The following is a 16110-nucleotide window of genomic DNA, read 5'->3' on the forward strand; positions in this document are numbered from 1 at the left end:
GACTATTTGCTACCGGTTGCCAGAGTATCGAGATGGATCACCGGGTTCTCTGCAAACAAGTAGCGGTCTGCATTGTACTCAAAGTCATCTGTTGTTGCGTTAAATAGCATCTGCTTGGTGTTTTCCAAGTGCTGCCACATTGCCAGTTTGGCTCCATGGGGGTCTTTGCGGATCAGGGCTTTGAGAATTTCATCGTGGTCGTCACACCAACTGGCAATCGAGCGTGCGTCGATGTGTTCATGCAGTTTGAGCCAGTAAGGGTTGCTGACACGCTGAGCCCACATTTTTTCTACAATGGTCGCCATGGCGGTGTTCTGGGTCGCTTGGGCTACTTGAACGTGAAATTTAAGATCCCATAACGAATCGCGGAAGCGGTCTTCCTGGCGCGCTTGTTCCTGGATCTCCATCAACAGGACGATATCCTGCTTGGTGACTTGGGTCGCGGCGAATTCGGCAATGTTACTTTCGATTAACTGGCGCGCCTGTAGCAGTTCAAAAGGCCCGGCAGTGGCAAATTCGAGACTGTCGCTACTCCCCACCAGATTCTTCTGTTGGTTGGAAATGACATGGATCCCAGAACCTTTACGTACCTCGACATAACCTTCCACTTCCAACATGATGATGGCCTCACGCACCACGGTGCGGCTCACATTCATCTCTTCAGCGATATAACGTTCGGCTGGCAATTTATCACCCACTGAATAAACCCCTCCTTCAATGCGTCGCTTGAGTTCGGCGGCTAACTGCTGATAAAGGCGTCTGGTTTCAGTGAATTCCATCATGAATACTCGGCGGTAGGCAGGAAAATAGGCTGTAATGAGGGTTGTTATACCACTTAACCCCGGTGGCTGCCAATGAAAAGCCCGGTACAGATGACCGGGCTTCAGGTAGGGTTAACTATAATTGTCTATTATTTTTAGTCGTTCCTGTTCCAACTCCACAACTGAGTGGTTTTGCAACACGATCCAGATGACGATGGCACCCAGGATATCGAATACAGACAAGGCGGCGAATAGTGGGCTGAAACCCCATGTATCGGCCAGCGCACCAACCACCAGAGCAAATAGGGTGCTCGCGGTCCAGGCAGCCATACCGGTCAGACCGTTAGCGGTGGCTACTTCGTTGCGGCCAAACACGTCTGAAGACAAGGTAATCAGTGCGCCAGACAGGGATTGGTGAGCAAAGCCACCGACGCACAATAGCGCAATGGCGACATAAGGGCTGGTAAACAGACCAATCAGCCCAGGGCCAATCATCAGCACTGCCCCCATAGTCACCACGAGCTTACGGGAGACGATTAAGTTGACTTTAAAGTGCTTTTGGAAGAATGGCGGCAGATAACCCCCCACAACGCAACCCAGATCGGCGAATAGCATTGGCATCCAGGCGAACATGGCAATCTCTTTCAGATTAAAGCCATAAGCTTTAAACATGAATAATGGGATCCAGGCGTTAAAGGTGCCCCAGGCGGGTTCTGCCAGGAAACGTGGTAAAGCAATACCCCAGAACTGACGGTTGCGCAGGATCTGCCAGGCAGACATCTTTTTGGCGTTAGTGGTCTGATGATGCGCTTCTTGTCCTTCCAGAATATAGTCACGCTCTTTATTAGAGAGTTTCTTCTGGTCTTTAGGGTGTTTGTAGAAGATCAGCCAGCAGATAGCCCAGATCAGGCTCAGGATACCGATGATGACAAATGCCATTTCCCAGCTGTATACCACAATGGCCCAGACCACCAACGGTGGCGCCAGCATAGCGCCGATAGATGAACCGAGGTTGAAGTAACCGACGGCGATAGAACGTTCTTTGGCTGGGAACCATTCACTACTGGCTTTTAAGCCGGCAGGTATCATTGCAGCTTCGGCCATACCGACTGCACCGCGAGCCAGGGCTAGACCGCCCCAGCTATTCGCCAGTGCGGTGGCCATACAGAAGATGGCCCACAGGATGGCAAACATGGCATAACCGATTTTCGTGCCGAGCAGGTCAAGGATATAACCTGCCACAGGCTGCATAACGGTATAACAGGCCGAATAAGCGGCGACAATATAAGAATATTGCTGGGTAGTAATCCCCAACGAGCCTTCTAATGTAGGTGCTGCGACGGACATCGCATTGCGTGTTAGATAACCGAGCACGGTGCCAACAGTCACCAATCCGATCATATACCAGCGTAACCCTTTAATTTTACGCATCCCAAATCTCTCCCAGTTTTGAGTTCCTGCCACTGGCTAACCTGTGGCGGTTGTGCGGTGGTAATTCCCTTTCATCCTGTTGCCGATATTCCTTTACTGGCACTGCCTGCGCATTGGGATAGTGAATTGCCAAAAGCCCTTAGCAGGATGGTGTCACAATAACTTGTCATACAACTTTGAAAGTTGAGTGATATCACAAAAGGCGTTATTTTATTAAGTAATAATAAAACGCATCATATGGCACTAAATTAACGATGAATTTCCCGCGAAATGGGCTTTGGTGCGATGAAAAGGTATAAACCAAGTCAATATGGTGCGGGGTGTTTCATTAAATTGGTATAATATCTTTTTTGGAATGACAGCGATACTAGATAGGACACAAGGTGAGGAACCCGATATGGCCACGTTTTTGAGTGATGATTTTTTGCTAGACAGTGAATTTGCCCGTCGCCTGTACCACGACTATGCTGCGGAGCAACCTATTTTTGACTATCACTGCCATCTGCCACCGCAGCAGATAGCCGAAAACACCCGTTTTCAGAATATGTACGATATTTGGCTGAAGGGGGACCACTATAAATGGCGTGCTATGCGTACTAATGGTGTCGCAGAACGTCTGTGTACCGGTGATGCTTCTGACCGTGAGAAATTTGATGCCTGGGCAGCAACCGTGCCGCATACCATTGGCAATCCACTGTACCACTGGACCCATCTGGAATTGCGCCGTCCATTCGGGATCACCGGTAAACTCCTTTCCCCTACTACTGCGGATGAAATTTGGCAGCGCGGTAACCAGTTGTTGGAGCAGGATGCTTTTCGTGCTCGCGGCATTATGCAGCAGATGAAGGTGAAAATGGTGGGTACCACGGATGATCCGATCGATGATCTGCGCCACCATAAAGCCATTGCGGCTGACAGCAGTTTTGCTATCAAGGTGTTGCCAAGCTGGCGACCTGATAAAGCCTTTAACATTGAATCTGCCGGGTTTAATGATTATATGCAAAAGCTCGAAGCCGCTGCGGATACCTCAATAACCCGCTTTAGTGATCTCTGCGATGCATTGAAAAAACGGATGGACTACTTTGCTGCACATGGTTGCAAGATTTCCGACCACGCGCTGGATGTGGTGGTTTATGGCGAGGCCGATGAAACCACACTGGATAATATTTTGGCGCAACGCTTGAGTGGCAAACAGCCAACAGCGTCACAAGTTGCCCAGTTCAAGACAGCAGTCTTGCTGTTCCTGGCGACAGAATATCAGCGCCGTGAGTGGGTGCAGCAGTATCACATTGGTGCGCTGCGCAATAATAACAGCCGGATGTTTAACCACATTGGCCCAGATATTGGCTTTGATTCCATTAACGATCAACCGGTGGCCGAACCGCTGTCACGTTTACTCGATGCTCAGGCCAAACAAGGAACCTTGCCGAAGACCATTCTTTACTGCCTCAACCCGGGTGATAACGAAGTGCTCAGCACCATGATCGGTAACTTCCAGGGGGAAGGGATGCCAGGCAAGATGCAATTTGGTTCTGGCTGGTGGTTTAACGATCAGAAAGACGGAATGCAGCGTCAGATGACTCAGTTGGCTCAACTTGGCTTGCTTAGCCGTTTTGTCGGCATGTTGACGGATAGCCGTAGTTTCCTTTCTTATACGCGGCATGAATACTTCCGTCGTATTCTGTGCCAGATGATTGGCCGTTGGGTGGTTGATGGCGAAGCACCAGCAGATATGGAGTTGCTGGGGGACATGGTGAAAAACATCTGCTTCGACAACGCTAAACGCTATTTCGCTATCGAATTGGGCTAGTTAGAACTCAAGGTTGGTTTATGCAAAGCATTATAAAGATTCATGCAAAAGATAATGTGGCGGTAGCGCTACGTGATTTGGCTACTGGTGAAAGACTAACATGGGATGACCAGACGATTACCTTGGTGCAGGAGGTGGCTCGAGGGCACAAGTTTGCCCTTGAACCGATTGCTGCGGGGGAGAGGGTTATCAAGTACGGTTTACCGATTGGCCATGCGCTGGTTGCTATTGCGCCGGGTGAGCATATCCATTCGCAAAATATCAAAACCAACCTGAGTGATCTGGATAGCTATCAATATCAGCCGGAATTCCAGACGTTAGCGCAGCAAGCGGCTGATCGTGAAGTACAACTCTATCGGCGTAGCAATGGTGAGGTCGGGATCCGTAACGAACTGTGGATCATCCCGACGGTAGGCTGCGTCAACGGTACTGCACGTCACATCCTGCAGCGTTTTCTGAAAGTGACCGAAGGAGCACCCGGGATTGACGGTGTGTATCTATTCAGCCATCCGTTCGGTTGCTCTCAACTTGGGCAAGATCATGATAATACCCGCACCATGTTGCAGAATATGGTGCGTCATCCCAATGCGGGTGCGGTATTGGTGATTGGTTTAGGTTGCGAGAATAATCAGGTAGATATTTTCCGCAGTACGCTGGGTGATTTTGACCCGCAGCGCGTGAGTTTTATGGTCTGCCAACAGCAGGATGATGAAGTTGAAGCTGGTTTGGCCTCTCTACAGGCGTTATACCAGACCATGCGAGATGATCATCGCCAGCCAGGCAAACTCAGTGAGCTGAAGTTTGGTTTGGAATGCGGTGGCTCTGATGGGTTATCGGGGATCACCGCCAATCCATTACTGGGCTGTTTTTCTGACTATGTGATCGCTAACGGCGGTACTACGGTGCTGACCGAGGTGCCGGAAATGTTTGGTGCCGAGCGGATACTGATGAGCCGTTGTCAGGATGCGGTGACTTTTGAAAAAACCGTTGCCATGGTTAACGATTTCAAACAGTACTTTATTGCGCATGACCAGCCGATTTACGAGAACCCTTCACCGGGTAACAAAGCCGGTGGCATCACCACGCTGGAAGAGAAGTCATTGGGTTGTACCCAAAAAGCGGGGCAAAGTGAGGTTGTGGATGTTTTAAAGTATGGTGAACGTCTGCATCGGCCAGGGCTGAACCTGTTGAGTGCACCCGGTAATGATGCGGTGGCCACCAGCGCGCTGGCGGGGGCGGGTTGCCATATGGTGTTATTCACTACTGGACGAGGAACACCCTACGGTGGTTTTGTTCCAACGGTGAAGTTGTCCACCAATTCGGAGTTGGCGGCTAAAAAACCGCATTGGATCGATTTTGATGCTGGCCGCTTGATCCATGGCGTGCCGATGGCGCAACTGCTGACGCAGTTTATCGATTTAATTGTCGCCATTGCTGATGGTAAACCGACATGTAACGAAGTGAATGACTTCCGCGAACTGGCTATTTTTAAAAGTGGAGTGACGCTGTAAAGTATCAGGGGTAAAATAAAACGTTATTTTGTTTTACCCCTTCCCCTCTCAGGATCCATTCATGACGTTTTATTGGTTTGCCCAGGCAGTCGGTGTGCTGGCTTTTTTTGTCGGTATCACCAGCTTTTTCAATCGAAATGATCAGCGTTTTAAGTTGCAACTGTCAGGCTACAGCCTAGTTATCGGTATCCATTTCTTTATGATGGGGGTGAATGCCGCTGGGACCAGCGCCCTGATCGGCGCCTGCCGCAACCTGGTTTCCATGCGGGTTCGCAGTTTGTGGGTAATGTGGCTGTTTATCATCCTGAACTTGTCTATCGGTTTATGGCGTTTTCAATACTGGGTCGAGTTGTTGCCCATCTTTGGTACCACCATCACCACTTGGGCACTCTTCCGCACCCGTGGTTTAACCACCCGTTGTATCCTGTGGTGTTCAACCGCATGTTGGTTAACACACAATATCTGGCTCGGCTCGATAGGCGGTTCACTGATTGAAGGGAGTTTCCTGTTGATCAACGCTGTTAACATTATCCGTTTTCGGCGCTTGCAACTGCGTGGCATCGATCCTTTTGCGGTGGAAAAAGAGCTACCGACAGCGCAATGCCAGCCAGTTAAACCAGAGAGTACGTGAAGTGTCTTACCCTCTCGCAAGGAGAGGGTAAGGGGGGCATTAACGAACCTTTAGTGGGTCCTTATCAGCCAAGCGCTGATCTTCTGCTTGGCAGACTGCTGCGGTAAACACCACATCAGTAGAGGAGTTGAGAGCAGTTTCTGCTGAGTCCTGCAGCACGCCAATGATAAAGCCGACACCTACCACCTGCATGGCAATATCATTAGGGATACCAAACATATTACAGGCCAGCGGGATTAACAACAGGGAGCCACCCGCCACGCCAGAAGCACCACAAGCACAAACTGCGGCGACGACACTCAGTAACAGCGCGGTAGGAATATCAACAGCAATACCGAGGGTATGAACAGCGGCCAGGGTCAACACAGTGACGGTGATCGCTGCGCCAGCCATATTGATGGTGGCACCCAGTGGGATAGAAACTGAATAGGTATCCTGGTTCAGGTTCAACTTTTTGCACAGTTCCATATTCACCGGAATATTGGCGGCGGAACTACGGGTAAAGAAGGCCGTTACGCCACTTTCACGTAGGCAGGTCAATACCAGTGGGTAAGGGTTACGGCGGATTTTCCAGTAAACGATCAGCGGGTTTAGCACCAGTGCCACCAGCAACATACAGCCGATCAACACCACGAGTAATTGTGCGTAGTCCCTGAGCGCCCCAAAACCACTCTCTGCCAGTGTCGATGACACCAGGCCAAAGATACCCAGTGGCGCACAGCGGATCACTCCCCGTACCACCATGGTTACTGCGTGGGACATATCGGTGATTAATGACTTGGTGGTGTCAGAGGCATGACGCAATGCCAGTCCCAGCCCGATAGCCCAGGCCAGAATACCAATATAGTTAGCATTGGTGAGGGCATGAAACGGGTTGGCGACGACATTCATCAGCAGGCCTTTCAAGACTTCTGTAATACCGCTTGGCGGGCTGATGTCGGTGTTTCCCACAACCAGAGTCAATGTGGTCGGGAACAGGAAACTGAACACGACCGCGGAAAGCGCAGCGGCGAAAGTGCCTAACAGATAAAGGAACAAAATTGGGCGGATATTGGTTTTTTGCCCCTGTTTATGATTAGCGATGGAAGCCATAACCAGTACCAGTACCAGCAGTGGAGCTACCGCTTTCAGCGCACCGACGAACAGCGAGCCCAATAAACCCACTGCCTTGGCAGCAGGGGGTGACACCAGTGTCAGGATAATACCTGCAGCAAGGCCAACCATGATCTGTATAACCAGGCTGCCCTGAGTGATTCGTGCTAATAATTTATTCATGATGCTTTTGCGTTTCCGCTCCCTGATAAGATGACATACAGAGCTCTCTACCTTGGCAGGAACGTTGCCGGGTTATTTATGGTTGTCTCTGTAACGAAGTGTGTTTGCCTTGTTAGTATTCAGTAAACAATGCGCCTTGAAAAGGGGAGACGATGAAATAATATGCGTAGATAACTGGCCAAATACATTTCATTTACATTTGTGTGACCCTGATAACATTCTGTATATATAAGAAATCGCCAAACAATAATGGGGTGATTAACACCCCAAATAATAGATTATGGTTTTTGCCGAGATTTAATATCATTGCGCTGGTTAACCCAGGCATTGATCAGCAATGTCACGAGGAGGATCCCTGCGACAACACTCAATGAGATGGCAATCGGGATATGATAAAAATCGACAATCAACATTTTGATACCGATAAATATCAGGATCGCCGCCAAACCATACTTCAGCAATGAGAAACGTTCAGCCACGTTGGCTAACAGGAAATACATGGCGCGCAACCCCATGATGGCGAACAGGTTGGAGGTCAGCACGATAAACGGATCGGTGGTCACCGCGAAGATCGCCGGGATACTGTCAACGGCGAAAATAACATCGCTCAGTTCAACCAAAATCAGTACTAGCATTAGAGGGGTAGCAAACAATATCCCATTGCGGCGTACGAAGAAACGCTCCCCTTCCAGGTTGTCGGTGATGCGTAAATGGCTACGCAGCCACTTCACTAGGGGCTTATCGCCAATGGCGGCATTATCCTCCTTCGCTATGGCCATCTTGATACCGGTAAACAGTAAGAAAGCACCGAACAGATAGAGCAACCAGGCAAATTGGGTAATCAGCCAACTTCCTGCGAAGATCATGATGGTACGCAAGATGATTGCGCCTAGCACACCGTAAATGAGCACTCGGCGTTGTAAATGGGAAGGAACGGCGAAATAACTGAATAGCATTAGCCAAACGAAGACGTTATCAACAGCCAACGATTTTTCAATCAAGTAACCGGTCAAGAAAGCCAGCGCTTGAGTATCGGCTACTGCGCGTCCTGCGGTTTGATTCAGGTAGTACCAAAAACCAAAGTTGAATAACAGCGCCAGGCTCACCCACACCAGTGACCAGCTGGCAGCCTGCTTAAATGTCATGGTCTGCGCGCCTTTACGGCCCTGTAAAAACAGGTCTATGGCCAGCATTACGACAATGATGACAGCAAAACTGCCCCACAACCAAGGGGTGCCAACGGTATTTATCATTCAGGAAATCCTTCTACAAAACAAAAACGGCCAACGTCGGAAGACGCTAGCCGCTATGATTAACGCTACAAGCAAACCTCGCCTTCCGGCAAGGTCTCACTTACAACGCTGATGTGGTGATAAACACCTTCAACATCAGATTGCCCGGTAACCGGATGCTTGCGCACCGTATTGACGATTAACCGGCAATGAAGTTACTCCCCTTTGCAGCGCAGGAAGTTAAAACAAAATGTGCGGCTGGTCAACGTTAATCCTTATTATGGCACAATTTTTTGTACACCCACGGAGCGGATGAAGTTCTGCAACAGGCTTTGGCTTAACGGCGTATCGCTAGCCTGTTCCTGCAAGATACGTTGCGGGCGTTACCGCTTTGCTTTAATAGCACCGGTTTGCATCAACAACATGGGTTTACATCAACAACACGGGTTTACATCAACAACACCGGTTTGCATTAATAGCAGCGGTTTCATCGGTTATTCACTGTCTGCTGGGAACACCACGCCGGTCTGGCGGCGGATCTCAGTCAATAACTGAGCGATGTGCCGTGAGTTTTCCAGACCAATATGCTCGACCTGCTGTTTCTCTACCAAATCGGCAAACACCTGTGCTTCGTACAGCATGGTATTTTCGTGTTGTGGTTGAGTCAGCACTTGTGATTTCTCACCCCGTGGTGTGAGCACCACATTTTGCACTTCAGAGAGCCGTTCGATCACCAGCGTGCCCTCTTCCCCCTGAATTTCGCTTGGGATATCGGAATTACTCACCTTGGAATGGAAAATAGTGACATCAAAGTCACCATAATTCAGGCAAACGCTGCCGTGGCCATCGACCCCCGTGTCCAACAAGGTCGCGCTGGCCTTCACTTCTTTAGGCGCACCAAACAGGCTGACTGCACTGGCGACACAGTAGTAACCGATATCCATGATCGAACCGTTGGAGAATTGCGGGTTGAAGGTATTCGGGTTTTCACCAGCCAGATAACGCGGATAGCGGGAAGAGTATTGGCAATAATTAAGAAAGACTTTACGCAGCTTACCCAGCGTTGGTAAGGCTTGTTGCAGTACGGCAAAGTTTGGCAAGTAGGCAGTTTTAAAGGCTTCAAATACCACCACCTGATTTTCCCGCGCACAAGCCAGTAATTCTTCCACCTGACCTAAATTAGAGGCTAATGGCTTTTCACAAATCACATGTTTCTTGTGGCTGAGGAACAGCAAGGATTGCGAGTAATGTAGTGAGTTTGGGCTGGCAATATACACTGCGTCGATAACATCGGACTGGGCCAGTGCTTCTAGCGAGTCAAAGAAGTGTTCAACGGGGTAATTGGCCGCAAATGCCCGCGCTTGTTCGAGTTTACGTGAGTAGACGGCGGTCAGTTGCATCTTGCCGCTTTTATGAGCAGCATCGACAAAGCGTTCTGTAATCCAGTTGGTACCAACAACAGCAAAGCGAATCATAGGTTACTCCGGTTGCTCAGGAAAATTATTTACAGCAGATTAGCATGCGAATCATGTTAGGCGAATATCCCTAATATCTGGCAGGTTACCTGGCGGGGGATAGAGCTCACCAAACAGTGACAGATGCGTCAGATACAAGCGGGTATCAAATTCCAATTGGTGGTAGCTCGGCTCCATATGGCAACATAAACTGTAGAACGCTTTATTGTGCTCTTTCTCTTTCAGGTGCGCTAATTCATGAACCACGATCATACGCAGGAAGGGTTCTGGGGTATTTTTAAACACTGCCGCGATGCGGATCTCGGCCTTGGCTTTCAGCTTGCCACCTTGTACGCGGGAAATGGCGGTATGCTGACCTAACGCCTGTTTTAACACCTGAATTTTGCTGTCGTAGGCCACTTTACTCAATGGTTGCGCATTACGCAGATATTGATTTTTCAGATCGACAGTAAACTGATACAGCGACTTATCAGTGGTGCAGTCGTGAACCTGCGGATAGCGCTGTAACAGCACCTTTCCCAGCCGTTGCTGTTCGATAAGCTGTTGTACCTGCGTTTGCAGGTGGTCGGGATAGCCTTGCAGGTAGATCAGTTGAGGCATGTGATTCAATATTCCGTGTTATACCCGTCACCAATCAAGCTGCAGGCGGCAGAGGGGCAGTGCGGTTATTTGGCCTGGTCAGTGTACTCAATCATATCGCGCTGCTCCCGTCTTGGTAAAAAAACATTTTACTGCTGAGCGTTTTTAGGGGATAAACAGCCCAAATTTATTGGTCAGGAGCGGCAATGAGCCAACTCGATTTAGGAACACAGCAACTGGAGCTGGAGCGTTATCCTCAACAGGAAGAGGCCAGTCAACTCCAGGCATGGGAGGCAGCAGATGAGTATTTGCTGCAACAAGTTGAAAACATTGATCTAGGTGAACGGCCACTGCTGATCTTCAACGATAACTTCGGTGCGCTGGCTTGTGCCCTGCATGGCTACAAGCCTTACAGCATCAGTGATTCCTTGATGAGCCAGTTGGCAACCCGCCATAATCTGCAGCTTAATGAATTGGATGTGGAGCAGGTAACACTGCAAGACAGCCTGGCCGCATTGCCTGCCAACCCGGCTGTCGTGGTGATGCGCATTCCCAAAGCCTTGGCGTTGTTGGAACAACAATTGCGGGCATTAAGTCAGGTGGTCGCGCCAGATACCCTGATTGTAGCCAGTGCCAAAGCACGGGATGTTCATACTTCCACGTTACAACTCTTTGAACGGGTACTTGGTCCAACGCATACCAGCCTGGCCTGGAAAAAGGCTCGCCTGATTTATTGCCAGGTCGCTGATATCGTGCCCCCAGCAGCAGCGGAAACCACCAACTGGCCGCTTGATGGTACAGATTGGCTGATTCATAACCATGCCAATGTGTTTTCCCGTGGTAGCCTGGATGTTGGCGCTCGTCTGTTTCTGGAACACTTACCGCAGGATATCAACGGTCATATTGTCGATCTGGGTTGCGGCAACGGCCTTATCGGTATGAAAGCCTTGGTTCAGAATCCGCAAGCGCAGGTCACCTTTATTGATGAATCTTATATGGCGGTGGCTTCCAGCGAACTGAATGTTGCGCATAATTTGCCGCAGGCGTTGGAGCGCTGTGAGTTTAAAGTGAATAACTCGCTGGCGAGTATTGAGGGGGGCAGTCTGCAGGCAGTATTGTGTAACCCGCCTTTCCACCAACAGCATGCCATCACTGACCATACTGCCTGGCAGATGTTCTGCGATGCCAAACGCTGCCTACGAGTGGGTGGTGCGTTGTACATTGTTGGTAACCGTCATCTTGACTACTACCAGAAGTTGCAGCGCTTGTTTGGCAACTGCACCACGATCGCTGCTAATAAGAAGTTTCTGATCCTCAAGGCGGTTAAATCTGGCGTACGCCGTTAGTGGTTAGGTTGGGCCGGGATCGCCCAACCTATACCCGCAGCGATGATGGGCGCTAAAGTGCCATGGCGAGCTGCATACCCTGCTCAATCGCCCGGCGGGCATCCAATTCGGCGGCGCTATCTGCGCCGCCAATCAGGTGAACCACTTTGCCCATCTCCAGCAGCGGTTGCTGTAGTTCGCGACGTGGTTCTTGCCCAGCACAGATCACCACGGTATCTACCGATAGACAGTGTTCTTGCCCATCCCGCAGGATATGTAACCCTTGATCATCAATGCGCAGATAACTGACGCCATTGAGCATTTTTACACCGCGCGCTGCCAAACTGGTGCGATGGATCCAACCGGTGGTTTTACCTAAGGCTTCGCCTATTTTGCTGGTTTTGCGTTGTAACAGAAACAGTTGGCGTGCGGCTGCGGGCACGATTGGCCCTTGATCACTCAGACCGCCACGGTGAGTAAACTGCGGGTCGATACCCCATTCACGGTTGAACGCCTCTAGGTGCAAGCTGCTGGAAGCTCCACTTTGGCTGAGATAGTCGGCAGTATCGAAACCGATCCCACCCGCACCAATGATCGCCACCCGCTGACCAACCGGCTTTTTATCCCGTAATACCGCCAGATAGTCCATCACCATCCCGTGCTTGATACCGGGAATGTCCGGTAGGCGTGGCTTGATGCCACAAGCGAGGATCACTTCATCGAAGCTTGCCAGATCCTGCGCCTGTACTGGTTGCCCCAATTTCAGCACCACGTTATTCAACTTTAATTGATGGTGAAAATATCGCAGTGTCTGGTGGAATTCTTCCTTGCCGGGGATCTGCTTGGCAATATTGAATTGACCACCAATCTGATGATCAGCATCAAACAGCGTGACTTGATGTCCACGCCGGGCCGCGGTGGTGGCGAATGCTAATCCCGCAGGCCCGGCACCGACTACCGCCAGTTTTTTCACTGAAGTGGTGGCAACCCAGGGCATTTCAGTTTCGTGGCAGGCGCGCGGATTAACCAGACAAGACGCGACCTGCCCCATAAAAACCTGGTCCAGACAGGCTTGGTTGCAGCCAATGCAGGTGTTGATTTCGTCGGCTCGCCCTTCAGCCGCTTTCTCTACCCAGGCGGCATCCGCCAGGAAAGGGCGCGCCATAGACACCATATCAGCACCATCGCTAGCTAAAATCTGTTCTGCCACGGCCGGATCATTAATGCGGTTGGTAGTGATCAGTGGGATCCCCACTTTGCCCATCAATTTTGCTGTCACCCAACTGAAGCCTGCGCGAGGTACCAGGGTGGCAATGGTAGGGATACGCGCTTCATGCCAGCCAATACCGGTGTTGATCAGTGTCGCGCCTGCCTGTTCGATGGCACTGGCAAGTTGTTCGATCTCAGGCCAACTGGCGCCGTCTTCCACCAGGTCGAGCATCGAAAGGCGGTAGATCAGAATAAACTGTGCCCCTGTTGCCTGACGTACTGCCCGCACAATGTCCACTGCAAAACGCATACGCTTGATAAAGCTGCCACCCCATTGATCACTGCGCTGATTGGTGCGCGCCACCAGAAACTGATTAATCAGGTAACCTTCAGAACCCATCACTTCCACACCGTCGTAACCGGCCTGTTGCGCTAACGCTGCGCAGTGGGCGAAGTCAGTAATCGTTTGTTCAACCTCTTGTTCCTCCATGGCGGTTGGGCAAAATGGACTAATGGGGGCTTGTAGCGCCGAAGGGGCAACCGGTTGTGGTTGGTAACTGTAGCGCCCGGCATGGAGAATTTGCAGCGCGATCTTACCCCCCGCCTGATGGACGGCATCAGTGACGATGCGGTGGTGTGCCACCTGCTGTGGCTGATTGAGCACGGCTCCCCCTTGATAAACCACGCCTTTTTCATTGGGTGCGATACCCCCAGTTACGATCAAGGCGACGCCTGCGGCCGCGCGTTCGGCATAAAAGGCCGCCAGGCGTTCAGCACCATTGGGCAGTTCTTCCAAGCCGGTGTGCATCGAGCCCATTAACACGCGATTCTTCAGGGTGGTGAAGCCGAGATCGAGCGGGGCCAACAGGTGTGGGTATGAATTCATCGCACTCTCCGAGAGTTATTATGCCAGTCACCATTCAAGCCCAGTGGGCGATGACGAAAAGTGGTCGGATGAGATAAATCTAGCTGTTGTTTACTGACTTGGGAACAGAAGAGCGGTTGAATGTGATGTCGAATGTGATAGTGCGCATGGATCTTGATTATTTCATTACATTTTATAGGGATAAACGCCAGCACCTTCTACCTGCCACTTGAATCGACTTGAGTATATACTTAGGGTCATTTTATGTGGTTTTGAGATAGTGAATATGACACCAGCGACCAACGTTGCCGATGTGATTTATTACAACGGCACCATTTATACAGCGGATGCGGTTAATAGCATTTGCAGTGCATTGGCGATCGGGCAGGGATACGTTTTAGCGGTAGGGAGCGATGAACAGGTGCTGGCACTGGCCTCTTCAGCGACAGAATGTATCGATCTGCAAGGTAAAATGATGATGCCGGGGCTGATCGACAGCCATATGCACCCCTTTTGGGGGGGCAAGCAACTCCAAGGATGCAGCTTGCACTATGCGGCGCTGACGGTGGAACAGACATTGCAGCATATTCAGGCGCATTTGGATAAATACCCCGCAGCTGATGATGAGTGGTTGACGGTCCGTGCCTGGCAGCGTCAAGGAATGGTTCCGGCGGGGGCTGATATGAGCCGTGCGCTGTTGGATGGCCTCAATACGCGTCGCCCGGTGGCACTGTTCTCTAATGATTGTCATACCTTGGCCGCCAATAGCCGTGCCTTGGTCATGTTGGGTATTGATGAAAATACCCCAGTCCCGTCAGATGGCAAGATTGCCCGAGATGCTGATGGGCAATTAACCGGGATTCTGGAAGATGCCCCTGCCATGCGCGCCTTCGACAGCATTCCTTCCGGTACCGCAGAGCAGAACGTACAGGTAGCGGCCCGCGTGCAGCAGGCGTTACATGCGCAAGGGGTCACCACCGTTATGGATACCCGCATATTTGCCGAGCAACTCCAGGCGTTTGCCACACTACGTTCTCGCGGAGAACTGACGCTACGGATGCTTGGGGCCAAAGAAGTGACGCCAGATAGCGTCCCTGGGCCAGAAGATGCGGCACGTGCGGTGCAGGAAGTGGTTGATTTTGCCAACCAGTGGAGCGACAAAACCTGGACACCCAAAGCCGGTATTGCCGTTGAGCATCTCAAACTCTTTGTTGATGGCGTTTTACAGCCCCCAACCATGACGGCAGCGCTGTTGGAGCCGTATCGCGAACATCATGGTGAAGGAACGGGTGATCGCTATGGGGATCTCTACTTCACTACGCCGGTGCTCAATGCGTTGATTGTTGAATGTGGCCGCGCTGGTTTGCACCCACATACCCATACTGTGGGTGAGGGGGCTATTGAGCAGGTACTGGATGCACTTGAGTTGATGCGTGATGCCTGCCCTGGTAAAGATGTCCGCCCGGGATTGGCCCATGCAGAGCTGGTGGCTGCCCATCAATATGAACGTTTTGCCGCTCTTGGGGCTACCGCTGTACTGTCGTTCCAATGGGCGGGATTACCGGCGGTGTTGATTGATGAAGAGCGTGAAATGCTCGGTGAAGAGCGATTCCTTCATCTGGAACCCGCAGCTCGCTTCCTTGATGCCGGGGTGCGCTTGGCTTATGGCAGTGACTGGCCCATTGACCGGCTGGATGAGTGGTATAACCTGCAAGTGGGTATGACACGCCGCGCTTGGGATGCTGAAGGGAATCCTACAGGGCCACGCTTGGATAATGATCGTGACCTAACCCTCATTGAAACATTACGCGCTGCGACCATCGATGCTGCCTACATGATTGCTAAAGAGCAGTATATTGGCTCGCTTGAGGTGGGCAAATTTGCTGATGCCATCGTGCTGCACCATAATTTGTTCGAACAACCGGCGAATAAGATATATCAAACCCGTATTCAGCGGACGCTGGTGGGGGGGGAAGTGGTCTATCAGGCCTAGTACCAACGTTGTT

At 50.9% G+C, this 16110-nt stretch carries 12 protein-coding genes; 5 read left to right on the top strand and 7 right to left on the bottom strand.

Annotated elements, in window-relative coordinates:
* Positions 1-2: 2 nt before the first annotated feature.
* Positions 3-779 (bottom strand): transcriptional regulator ExuR, encoded by a 777-nt coding sequence (exuR, locus tag AC2A06_RS07600; protein WP_473197944.1) that lies wholly within the window; start codon positions 777-779, stop codon positions 3-5.
* Positions 780-893: 114 nt separating this feature from the next.
* Entirely contained in the window at positions 894-2192 is a 1299-nt protein-coding gene (locus AC2A06_RS07605) for an MFS transporter (protein WP_473196707.1), read from the bottom strand.
* 397 nt (positions 2193-2589) lie between these two features.
* Between AC2A06_RS07605 and uxaC the strand changes: the two genes are divergently transcribed.
* The 3 genes from uxaC (at position 2590) to AC2A06_RS07620 (ending at position 6144) form a co-directional block, all read left to right on the top strand.
* Positions 2590-4002 (top strand): glucuronate isomerase, encoded by a 1413-nt coding sequence (gene uxaC / locus AC2A06_RS07610; RefSeq protein ID WP_484379882.1) that lies wholly within the window; start codon positions 2590-2592, stop codon positions 4000-4002.
* 20 nt (positions 4003-4022) lie between these two features.
* Positions 4023-5513 (top strand): UxaA family hydrolase, encoded by a 1491-nt coding sequence (locus AC2A06_RS07615; protein WP_484379883.1) that lies wholly within the window; start codon positions 4023-4025, stop codon positions 5511-5513.
* A gap of 61 nt (positions 5514-5574) precedes the next feature.
* On the top strand, positions 5575-6144 hold the full coding sequence (locus AC2A06_RS07620) for a YgjV family protein (protein ID WP_484379884.1): 570 nt from the start codon (positions 5575-5577) through the stop codon (positions 6142-6144).
* Positions 6145-6183: 39 nt separating this feature from the next.
* Here AC2A06_RS07620 and sstT read toward each other — a convergent pair whose 3' ends face one another.
* The 4 genes from sstT to AC2A06_RS07640 all read right to left on the bottom strand — a co-directional run bounded on the left by sstT (position 6184) and on the right by AC2A06_RS07640 (position 10726).
* The gene (gene sstT / locus AC2A06_RS07625) at positions 6184-7419 is read right to left on the bottom strand and encodes a serine/threonine transporter SstT (protein WP_023489468.1); all 1236 of its coding nucleotides are present in this window, start codon (positions 7417-7419) and stop codon (positions 6184-6186) included.
* 278 nt (positions 7420-7697) lie between these two features.
* Positions 7698-8672, bottom strand: coding sequence for a TerC family protein (locus AC2A06_RS07630; protein WP_484379885.1), 975 nt, complete (start codon positions 8670-8672; stop codon positions 7698-7700).
* A gap of 473 nt (positions 8673-9145) precedes the next feature.
* Complete coding sequence (locus AC2A06_RS07635; protein ID WP_484379886.1) at positions 9146-10126, bottom strand: Gfo/Idh/MocA family protein; 981 nt, start codon at positions 10124-10126, stop codon at positions 9146-9148.
* A gap of 51 nt (positions 10127-10177) precedes the next feature.
* On the bottom strand, positions 10178-10726 hold the full coding sequence (locus tag AC2A06_RS07640; RefSeq protein WP_473196713.1) for a M48 metallopeptidase family protein: 549 nt from the start codon (positions 10724-10726) through the stop codon (positions 10178-10180).
* A gap of 185 nt (positions 10727-10911) precedes the next feature.
* Here AC2A06_RS07640 and rlmG point away from each other — a divergent pair, with 185 nt between their 5' ends.
* A complete protein-coding gene (gene rlmG / locus AC2A06_RS07645; RefSeq protein WP_484379887.1) occupies positions 10912-12051 on the top strand; it encodes a 23S rRNA (guanine(1835)-N(2))-methyltransferase RlmG in 1140 nt (379 codons plus the stop codon).
* A 52-nt stretch (positions 12052-12103) separates the two neighbouring features.
* Here the strand turns inward: rlmG and AC2A06_RS07650 are convergent, their stop codons facing one another.
* Positions 12104-14125, bottom strand: coding sequence for an oxidoreductase (locus tag AC2A06_RS07650; protein WP_484379888.1), 2022 nt, complete (start codon positions 14123-14125; stop codon positions 12104-12106).
* Positions 14126-14390: 265 nt separating this feature from the next.
* Between AC2A06_RS07650 and AC2A06_RS07655 the strand changes: the two genes are divergently transcribed.
* The gene (locus AC2A06_RS07655) at positions 14391-16097 is read left to right on the top strand and encodes an amidohydrolase (RefSeq protein WP_484379889.1); all 1707 of its coding nucleotides are present in this window, start codon (positions 14391-14393) and stop codon (positions 16095-16097) included.
* The last annotated feature ends 13 nt before the right edge of the window (positions 16098-16110 follow it).

The organism is Serratia sp. HNCC26DJ244, assembly GCF_057180565.1.